This window comes from Pseudanabaena sp. 'Roaring Creek' (assembly GCF_001402795.1).
Classification (GTDB): Bacteria; Cyanobacteriota; Cyanobacteriia; order Pseudanabaenales; family Pseudanabaenaceae; genus Pseudanabaena.
This window is the reverse complement of the sequence record NZ_LIRE01000664.1, coordinates 1-9,093: the sequence shown is the minus strand read 5'-3', so window position 1 is coordinate 9,093 and position 9,093 is coordinate 1. Positions and strand designations below refer to the sequence as shown.

The 9,093-nt window shown below is 43.7% G+C and carries 7 protein-coding genes; 2 read left to right on the top strand and 5 right to left on the bottom strand.

The window, feature by feature from the left end; translation table 11 throughout:
• Window positions 1-156: 156 nt before the first annotated feature.
• The 3 genes from phoU to AC805_RS17915 form a co-directional block, all read right to left on the bottom strand.
• On the bottom strand, window positions 157-828 hold the full coding sequence (gene phoU, locus AC805_RS17925; RefSeq protein WP_055076648.1) for a phosphate signaling complex protein PhoU: 672 nt from the start codon (window positions 826-828) through the stop codon (window positions 157-159).
• 215 nt (window positions 829-1,043) lie between these two features.
• Window positions 1,044-1,532, bottom strand: coding sequence for a GNAT family N-acetyltransferase (locus tag AC805_RS17920; RefSeq protein ID WP_055076650.1), 489 nt, complete (start codon window positions 1,530-1,532; stop codon window positions 1,044-1,046).
• A gap of 453 nt (window positions 1,533-1,985) precedes the next feature.
• Window positions 1,986-2,849, bottom strand: a complete 864-nt coding sequence (locus AC805_RS17915) for a fatty acid desaturase (protein WP_055076647.1) — start codon at window positions 2,847-2,849, stop codon at window positions 1,986-1,988.
• 125 nt (window positions 2,850-2,974) lie between these two features.
• On the opposite strand from AC805_RS17915, the gene AC805_RS17910 reads away from it, so the two are divergent.
• The gene (locus AC805_RS17910) at window positions 2,975-4,237 is read left to right on the top strand and encodes a TetR family transcriptional regulator (protein WP_055076646.1); all 1,263 of its coding nucleotides are present in this window, start codon (window positions 2,975-2,977) and stop codon (window positions 4,235-4,237) included.
• 240 nt (window positions 4,238-4,477) lie between these two features.
• The gene (locus tag AC805_RS17905) at window positions 4,478-6,628 is read left to right on the top strand and encodes an ARC6/PARC6 family protein (protein ID WP_055076645.1); all 2,151 of its coding nucleotides are present in this window, start codon (window positions 4,478-4,480) and stop codon (window positions 6,626-6,628) included.
• A 175-nt stretch (window positions 6,629-6,803) separates the two neighbouring features.
• Here AC805_RS17905 and recA read toward each other — a convergent pair whose 3' ends face one another.
• Window positions 6,804-7,946, bottom strand: a complete 1,143-nt coding sequence (recA, locus tag AC805_RS17900; RefSeq protein ID WP_072143667.1) for a recombinase RecA — start codon at window positions 7,944-7,946, stop codon at window positions 6,804-6,806.
• Between the two features lie 262 nt (window positions 7,947-8,208).
• Complete coding sequence (locus AC805_RS17895) at window positions 8,209-8,706, bottom strand: hypothetical protein (RefSeq protein WP_055076644.1); 498 nt, start codon at window positions 8,704-8,706, stop codon at window positions 8,209-8,211.
• Window positions 8,707-9,093: the final 387 nt, after the last annotated feature.

Here is a 9,093-nt window from a genome sequence, read left to right as displayed (position 1 = left end):
AATTAGGCTTGCGCGGCAAAGCCGCGCAAGCCTAATTATTCACTTTATAACGCCTATTCTTTGGGAAACTTAAAACCTAGAAGAGCATACCGCCCGCGCAGCGGGCGGTATGCTCTCTGGTTTTGGTTTTTAATTATGCCGAACTACTTAATTAAATTAACCAAGTTTACCTGTGACAATATAGGCAACCCTTAGCCCCACATTCGTAGCATGGTCTGCCATGCGTTCTAAATGATGAATGGCTAACACCATCAGCATTACGGGCTCTGTTTGTTCGCCAAAACATTTTTGGTGAGCGAGCAGATTGTATATATGGTGATAGTCATAATCAACGGCATCATCTTTAGCCTTGATTTGTAAGCCAATATTTTCATCTAAGTTGGCGAGGGCTTCTAAGCTCATGGCAAGCATAGCGCGACAGCGGTTAGACATGACCTCTAACTCACCAAGGTAAGGAGATGGCGGATAGGGAAAAAGCTTAATCGCTATTTCGCCTAGATTTTCGGCATAGTCGCCAATTCGTTCGATATCGCGGATGAGTTGCATTACGGCACTAAGCAATCTGATGTCACGAGCAACTGGCGACTGGAGGGTAATTAGCTCAATACAATCAGTTTCAATTTGACGATAGATTTGATCGATTTGGCGATCTTGAGCGTCAATACGGGTAGCTGATTCAAGATCGCGTTCAAATAGTGCGGCATGGGCAAGAAGAAAAGAATTTTCTACAAGTGCTCCCATTCTTAAGGAATCTTGTTCTAGGCGGTGTAACTGGCGTTCAAACTCGCTCCTTGTTCTTTTCTGGCTTTGAGATAGGGTTTCGGTCATTGGCTCCCACCAAAAATAAATGGGATTATAAAGAAATTAGAAGGAAATTAATATGCATTTTCTAGTCTTACTTTGATACACATCTTTACATGGTTTGTAAATCTTGACGGTATTTGCAAATACTATTGTGGGTCTAGTAGATCTACTAATAGATCTATAGTATCTATAGTAAAGAATAGAGAGGTTCGTCGGTTGTCTATAAATCTAAAATTGACTTACATCTTAACTTGACTGAGTTCAGTTACCATTGGTCGATCGCCATCTAGGGCAATGTCTATGGAGTTATCTAGAGCATTATTAAATAACACTAATGTGGTTGAAGAATTTTGTTGGAAGCCAATCTGTTCGTAAAACTTTTGTTGATTGGTAGTCATCAGATAAACTCGCTCGACATTACAAATATGCGGATGCGCTAACACCGTTTGCACCAATTTACGCCCCAAACCAGAGCCGCGATAATCGGGATGGATCACCACATCAAAAATTGTTGCCCGATAAATACCATCACTGGTGGCTCTTGCATGTCCAATCAGCCGATCGCCATCCCATACAGTTACCACTGGCTTAGAGTTAGCAAGAGCGATCGCCAGACCCGCTTGAGTCCTTTCCGTAGCCCAAAATGTTCCAACTCGCAATAGTTTCTGTAATTGCTCTAAATCGACCTCTTCTTGGCGATCGCTAAAGCGAATGTGGCGATGATCCATATGCTTGCTTTCCCGCATTGATTAACCTATTTCCCATAAGGCTGACATATTGGCGATCGTCCCAATGTATCTGTTATTGCTATAGCAATAGATACATTAAAAACAGAGAAAGGGCATTTAGCGATCTTTCTCTGTGATAAGCAGTTAAGCATAATTAAAAACCAAAACCAGAGAGCGTACTGCCCGCTATGCGGGCGGTACGCTCTTCTAGGTTTTAAGTTTACTTATGCCTAGCTACTTAGCAATTGACTGGTTATAGCAATTTGGTTATAGGAATTGCCTGAAGTGAGCCAACACTTCAGGCAATTCCTATAACCAGTCAATTAAAATCAGTCAATTAAAAAACAAATCCCGTAAGGTTTGGAGATTCAAAAAATGGCAATGCTATTTTTTGGCTATTTTTTGGCTATTTTTTGAATTGCATTTTTTGAATTTAGTTTTTTGGATTTAGTATTACTTAGCTTGCCAAGGTTCTGACAAATACACCTTCTTCGCTAAACCAACTGATTGTAAGAGATTGATTACGCCCCAAGTTGGATCGATTTCCCACCATTTCAGCCCAGATCTTGCCGACTTAGGAAAAGCATGGTGGTTATTATGCCAGCCTTCCCCATAGGTTAAAATTGCAGCCCACCAGAGGTTTGTAGAGTGATCTGGATTCTCCGTAAAGTTTTTGTAACCCCATTTATGACAAGCAGAGTTAATCAGCCATGTACTATGCCAAAGAGCCACGGAGCGCACGGCTACGCCATAAACTAAAAAGGACATGCCAAGACCTGAAAAACATTTTTCCCCAATGATGTATATCAGAGCTGCAAGGGGGACTTGCAACATCAGAAAATAAACATCTAAAAACTTGTAGTAAGGATCGTTAGCGAGATCGGGGGCAAATTTGCAGTAATTGGAACGCTGAAAATGTTCGGGCTTGGAGTACATAATCCACATCATGTGGCTCCACCAAAATCCTTTATTTGCCGAATAAGGATCCTTTTGATTGTCTTCTGTAAAACCGTGATGCTGACGATGTCCACCCACCCAAAATACTGGACCGCCCTGTAATGCTAAGGCTCCAATTGTGGCAATGATGTATTCCAACCACTGGGGTACTTGAAAGCTCCGATGGCTAAGCAAGCGATGATATCCTAAGGTGATGCCGATGCTGCCAAACAACCAATGTAAAAACACGGTGAGGATTACAGCTTGCCATGAAAAATAAAAGGGTGCAGCAAGAGCCGCGAGATGAAAGGCACTGAAAAAAGCGACATTTGTCCAGTTCAGTTTCAGTTCAGTTGAGATGGCTTCAGTAGTGGCGGTCATGAAATAACAACTTAAGGGGTGGTGAGGAGATGCAAGTATCACTTACAATTATATATTAAGTCTAACTGCAATCTCCGTAATAATGCAAGTATCACTTGCAAATCATTTTAATGGTACATGCTCTCATGTCTGTATCTCGTATTCCTACTCGTCAACGCATAGTGAACACGGCGCTAGAGTTGTTTGCTAGTAAGGGAATAACCGAGACGACTACTCGCCAAATCGCTGATTCCGCTCAGGTTAATGAGGTAACTTTATTTCGGCATTTTGGGAATAAACATGGTTTATTGCTAGCTGTTCTGCAAGAATGTCTGCAAAAATATCTGGTGTTGGCTCAAGTAGGAGAGTCGCTCATGGTGTCCGATATCTCTAGTCAGAACGATCTACGGAGATTTCTCAAGTACTACATTCAAAGTTCGTTAAGGGCACTCGAAAGCGTGCCTGAATTGGTACGATCGCTTGTTGGTGAGGCGGGACAATATCCGATCGAAAGTCGGCAGGCGCTTGCCCAAGGTATTAATCAGGTTAATAAGACGATCGCTACCGCCATCAATGATGTGTTGGTTAATTCGCGGCTGCAATATTCTCTGCCCCCGATTAAACTCGCTAACTTATTAAACACCTGTATTTTAGGCTACGCTGTCATCACTTTAACCAGTGACGTGCAGGCGGTTTGGCGCGATCGCGATGAATTTGTGAGTACCCTTGTGGATATGTTTGTCCAAGAGGTAATCCCTACCACCCAAGCCAGACCTATTATCGATATTCCTGCGGAGACAGTCCGCGACATTATCCTCCAAGCCAAAAAATGTAGTCCTAGGGACTATGCGATCGCCTATTTATTATTTGGTGCGGGGATGACCGCCCAAAATTTAACTAATTTGCGCCTCCAAGACTATCAAATCCAAGCTAATCACGGACTTTTGCGCACGCAAGCATCTCAGGAGCCCAATATTAACGGACGCTTAGTACCACTCAATCAAAAAATCCTCGGTCATCGCTACGGCTCCGCAACCAATAATCCTCTCAGTGCCTATCTCAAGGTTCGTCAAAAGGATCTTCAAAAGGATCTTCAAAAGGATCTTAAAGATGCCAAGGCGAATCACGATACGGAGTTAATTTTTCTCAGTAGCGATCGCCAACCACTTTCCTTAGAAGAGGTCGAACAGCTATGGGAGCGTTGGACACAACCCTATCGCAATCTCGATGGTTCGCCCCTAACCCTCGATCAAGCTCGCCATACTTGGTGTATTGAAATGCTGGCAAGGGGCATGGACGTTGATAGCTTTTGTATTATTAGTGGTATCAAAACTAAAGAATTGCAGGCTTATCAAACTCGTCTAAATGAAAAATTAGCCATCGATAAAGCGATCGCCCTTGATGCTTAAAACCAATAAATCATCCAAGAATTTCCATCTTTGCCTGATGGTTTCTTGGTTTTATTTCTTGAACTTAGTGTATAATTCGGGCGTTTAATGTAGTCGCTTTAGCGAACACATTTAATTCAATGTTTTTAAATGATTTCATTGCGTGAGATACGGAGCATCTTTTTTTTGAGAGGCAAACAAGTTGGCATTATCGGCATTTAGATCGGCATTTCCAATTGAAGTTTTGGGTAGAAAAGCAAAGTGAGAGTTCCCCTAGACTGTTACCGCATTCTTGGTTTGACACATCTGTCAGGGCTAGACAAGATCCATCAAGCCCACCGCGATCGCCTGCTCTCCATGCCGAGGCGCGAATATTCTGATGCCGCGATCGCCTCTCGCAAACGCATTATCGATAAAGCCTACGAAACCCTGATAGACCGCGATCGCCTTGAAGGCGCAAATGCCAATGAGTCCCTCGAAGTAGAGAGCGATCGACCTTTAACCTTACCGCCTCAAATTGAAGCCGATGAAAAGGACTTTGCGGGGCTATTATTGATTTTGTACGAACTCGGCGAATCCGAGAAAGTCTTATCCCTCGCCAGACCCTATTACGATCCTGAAGAAGCTGAGCATCAGTCGGCAAGAATTTCCCCCCATGATCCCGATCTACTGCTCTCCGTATCGCTGTCTTACCTAGATCTAGGTCGTGAATACTGGAAACAAGGTCAATATGAGGCGGCGGCTTCCTCCCTAGAAGCTGCCCAAGAAATCCTATTGCGTGAAGGTTTATTTCTAAGTATTCGCAGCGAGATCCAAGCCGATTTATTCCGCCTCCGCCCCTATCGCATTCTCGAATTGTTAGCAACTCCTGACAATCACACCAACGAACATCGTAAAGGAATGTCCCTTTTGCAGGAGATGTTGGATGCAAGGCGCGGCATTGACGGTTCGGGGAACGACTATTCCAGCTTGGGTATTGATGATTTTTTGCGGTTTATCCAGCAATTGCGCAGCTACATGACCGCGATCGAGCAACAAACATTGTTTGAAGAAGAAGCGCGTCGTCCCTCAACCGTAGCCACCTATCTCGCTGTATATGCCCTAATTGCCCGTGGATTCTCCCAGAGGCAGCCTGCCCTAATCCGTCGTGCGAAGGGTTTACTCGTTAAACTCAGTGCCAAGCAAGATATTTATTTAGAAAAAGCAGTCTGTGCGTTGTTGCTCGGTCAGACGGAAGAGGCAAGTGCGGCGATCGACAATAGTAGCGAACACGAACAAATCGCTTTTATCCGTCAAAACTCTGAGGGTGCTCCCGATCTCTTGCCAGGACTCTGTCTTTATAGCGAACGTTGGATGCAAGAAGAGGTATATCCCCATTTCCGCGACTTAATGAGCCAGATCGTCTCGCTCAAAGATTATTTTGCTGACGAACAGGTTCAAGCCTATCTAGAGGAATTGCCCAATACTGGTGCGCTCTCTTCGGAATGGACTTCTCCTGTGGGTGGCGATCGCCTAGGATTGTTATCTTCACTAGAAAATGTCCCCAGTAGCGGACGTAGTTTCGAGCCAAACCCTGCGATTTCCAGTCCAGAGCCAAAACTCTCCACCTATGCTCCTGAAACACCTAATCGTTTTCAACGTTCGGTAGCGCCTGTAATCGAGCGACCTTCCTATAGTGCCAATGGCACTGGCAATAGGGATCTATCGAGTACGCGTCGTCTTGGCAATGTCCCACCACCCAGAACTTCCGCCAGAACTGTTAATGAACCCGTGCGGGAAATCAAGCGACCTGTGCAAGCGCAAAGTCCCCTAGCTCCGCCTAAGCGCAGTAGGTTTAATGTCGGACGTTTGATCGTCGTCATCGTTCTTGCGATCGCGCTCCTAGCGGGATTTATTTCGTTATTAGTTTGGGCAATTCGCTCCTTAAGTGGTGTACCCCGCCTAGAGAGCATCACCCTCGAAAAACCGATCGCAACATTAGTGCAATCGATTAAAGATAACAATGCTGCCCCAGTCGCTCAACCAGGTCCGCTAGATAAAGAAACAGCCACCAAAGTCATCGAAACATGGCAAGCAACTAAATCTAAGGCTCTTGGTAAAGGTTATGAAGACAATCTCCTAGAGGAAATTTTGGTTGACCCTGCCCTGAGCGATTGGAAAGGGCGTGCGAAAGAACTAAAATCCAGTAATTCCTACTTGCAGTACCAAACTAAGTCTAGCGATGTGGATAAAGTTGTTCCTGATGGCGATAGCAAAGCGAAGGTGGTAGCCAAAATTTCCGAGTCCCGCAACTATTTTAATAATGGCGAACTTGATCGCAGTGCTTCCAAGGACGATGCGAGCTACACCGTAGAGTACGATTTAGTGAAAAAAGATAATAAGTGGCTAATTCGGGAGATGTTAGTTTTTTGATTTATTACATTAATAAAGAGAATGGCGGCGCTTCGCGCCGCCATTCTCTTTATTAATGTGAGTTCGGGATAATTTGAAATGGGCTTTGAGAGAGGGTTTGCTACGCAAACCCTCTCTCAAAGCCCAAGAGTAAAATCCTTGCCTAGCAAGGATTTTACTCTTGGGCTTTTAAAAATTAAAAATCATCGGGAAGAATATCGTCATCCTCAGGTTCAATTTCTTCGGGGACGACTTTCGTTGCCGAAACAGCCACCCCTGCGGATAGTTTTTCGCGGACTTGTCGTTCGACATCTTGAGCAAATTCGGGTTTATCTTCCATATATTTGATCGTATTGTCGCGTCCCTGCCCGATATTGTCGCCTTGGTAGCTGTACCATGCCCCTTTACGAACGATGATACTCATTTCTTCCGCCAGATCGACAAGACAGCCTACCGTAGAGATACCTTTACCAAAGATAATATCAAATTCAGCAATACGGAAAGGTGGGGCAACTTTATTTTTGGCAACCTTGACTTTGGCGCGAATGCCATATTCTTCCGTACCTTTTTTCAAGGTTTGGATGCGCCGAATATCGAGACGGACTGAAGCATAGAACTTCAGAGCTGTACCCCCTGTAGTCGTTTCGGGACTGCCGTAGGATACGCCAATTTTTTGACGCAATTGGTTTAAGAAAATAACAATACAGTTTGATCTGCCAACATTGGCGGTGATTTTGCGGAGGGCTTGACTCATCAAGCGTGCTTGCAAACCTACGTGGGAAGCACCCATTTCGCCTTCGATTTCAGCGCGAGGGACGAGTGCGGCAACCGAGTCGATCGCAATGATATCTACTGCCATCGACCGAACGAGATTATCGACAATTTCTAAAGCCATTTCCCCTGAATCGGGCTGGGATATGAGCAAGTTATTAATATCAACGCCTACACTAGCAGCATAGGTAGGATCGAGGGCATGTTCGGCATCAACGAAAGCCGCCACGCCGCCGCGCTTTTGCACTTCTGCGATCGCATGTAGTACAAGGGTAGTTTTACCTGAGCTTTCTGGCCCGTACACTTCGATCACCCTTCCCTTGGGCAATCCGCCACCAAGGGCAAGGTCGAGAGGTAATGCGCCGCTAGGAATGGTCTCGACTCGCATATTAGTTGCATCGCCCAGACGCATGATCGAGCCTTTACCATGATCTTTTTCGATCTTTTGCATGATCGCATCAAGAGCCTTCTTTTTCTCAGGGCTGATGCTAGCTTTTGCTGTTTGGGCGATCGGTGTAGCCTTATCAACTTGACTATTTGCCGTCGCAGAGGAGTTTTTCGGTGCCATTGCCGTTCGAGGTTTAGTTTGTCTAATACATCTGCCTCATTATGACATTAAGCTTCTAGATTTGAGGCATTAAATTTGTACTGATATTTAGGTGATTGTGCTTCAATAGCTTGGATTTAGATATTCGTACTAAAAATTCGCAATAAAAACCATAACATTTGTGCTATTCCCTTCCCAGTGAAAGATTAGACGTTGTGGCGCGGAGCACCGCAACGCTAGTTATTAGTTTTCAATGTCTATTTTGATACTAGGTTACCTACTACTAATCTTCACCAAAAACCTTGGTGTAACCTACGTATCCTAACAATAGGGCTACTGCCAAAATCATTAAAAAATAACTAAAGGGCAAGTACGAGAAAAAGTACAAATGAATCCTACTAGAGAGCCAAGATATAAACATGAATACGAGGGACATTAAAACCAAACCTTGGATTAATTTGAAGGCTGGAATCTGACTCAAGGGCATTCTTTTTTTGGCAAGAACGATCGAAGAAATTACATGATACGGGGCAGATGCGAGTAACAGAATATCGGCTTCTTTTCCTATCTTCCCCCACCCGCCAGTATTGCTCGCGTAGGCTATATAGCCTGCAAACACAATAGACACCAATGCAGACAGGCTCAAATTCACGCTTAATACATAGGGTTCTTCTTTAGTTCCAGGAACAACTAAACAAATATAGTAAGCAATCCAAGGCGATAAAAATATTAATAAAAGAACGGGTATTTTATAGGTTGTTAGAATGCTTTCTATAGTCATAAAGTTCTCCTTACTTTAAAAATTTTCTCTAACTTTTTGGTCGGGGAATTAAGCCAACACAACTGAATTTTAAATAGCTTAATCCCGAAAGATTGAGACGGTTGTGAGGCGTTCAAGACCAATATTTAGAGATTATTCAAAATTACCCATTATTTAAAAGAATGTCAAACTTAATAGCGATCGTTTAGCTAAATTTTTAAATATAAAATCTAAAAGCTCGTGGAGAAAGTAGTACGTTCGCTACAGGCTTTAACTTTATTTTTTAATTATTCTCGGACGTTTGTAACTACTTTTAACGTTATTTATTCAGTTATACCAAATCACAAAACGGCGTAGCCATTTTGTGATTTTAAAACCCTTACTGGGTTTGGTTTTCAATTCCCAAAA

Excerpts from the sequence above, each read along its gene's own strand:
- recA (WP_072143667.1), bottom strand. The coding sequence starts at position 7,946 with ATGGCACCGAAAAACTCCTCTGCGACGGCAAATAGTCAAGTTGATAAG.
- AC805_RS17910 (WP_055076646.1), top strand. The coding sequence starts at position 2,975 with ATGTCTGTATCTCGTATTCCTACTCGTCAACGCATAGTGAACACGGCG.
- AC805_RS17915 (WP_055076647.1), bottom strand. The coding sequence starts at position 2,849 with ATGACCGCCACTACTGAAGCCATCTCAACTGAACTGAAACTGAACTGG.
- phoU (WP_055076648.1), bottom strand. The coding sequence starts at position 828 with ATGACCGAAACCCTATCTCAAAGCCAGAAAAGAACAAGGAGCGAGTTT.
- AC805_RS17895 (WP_055076644.1), bottom strand. The coding sequence starts at position 8,706 with ATGACTATAGAAAGCATTCTAACAACCTATAAAATACCCGTTCTTTTA.
- AC805_RS17920 (WP_055076650.1), bottom strand. The coding sequence starts at position 1,532 with ATGGATCATCGCCACATTCGCTTTAGCGATCGCCAAGAAGAGGTCGAT.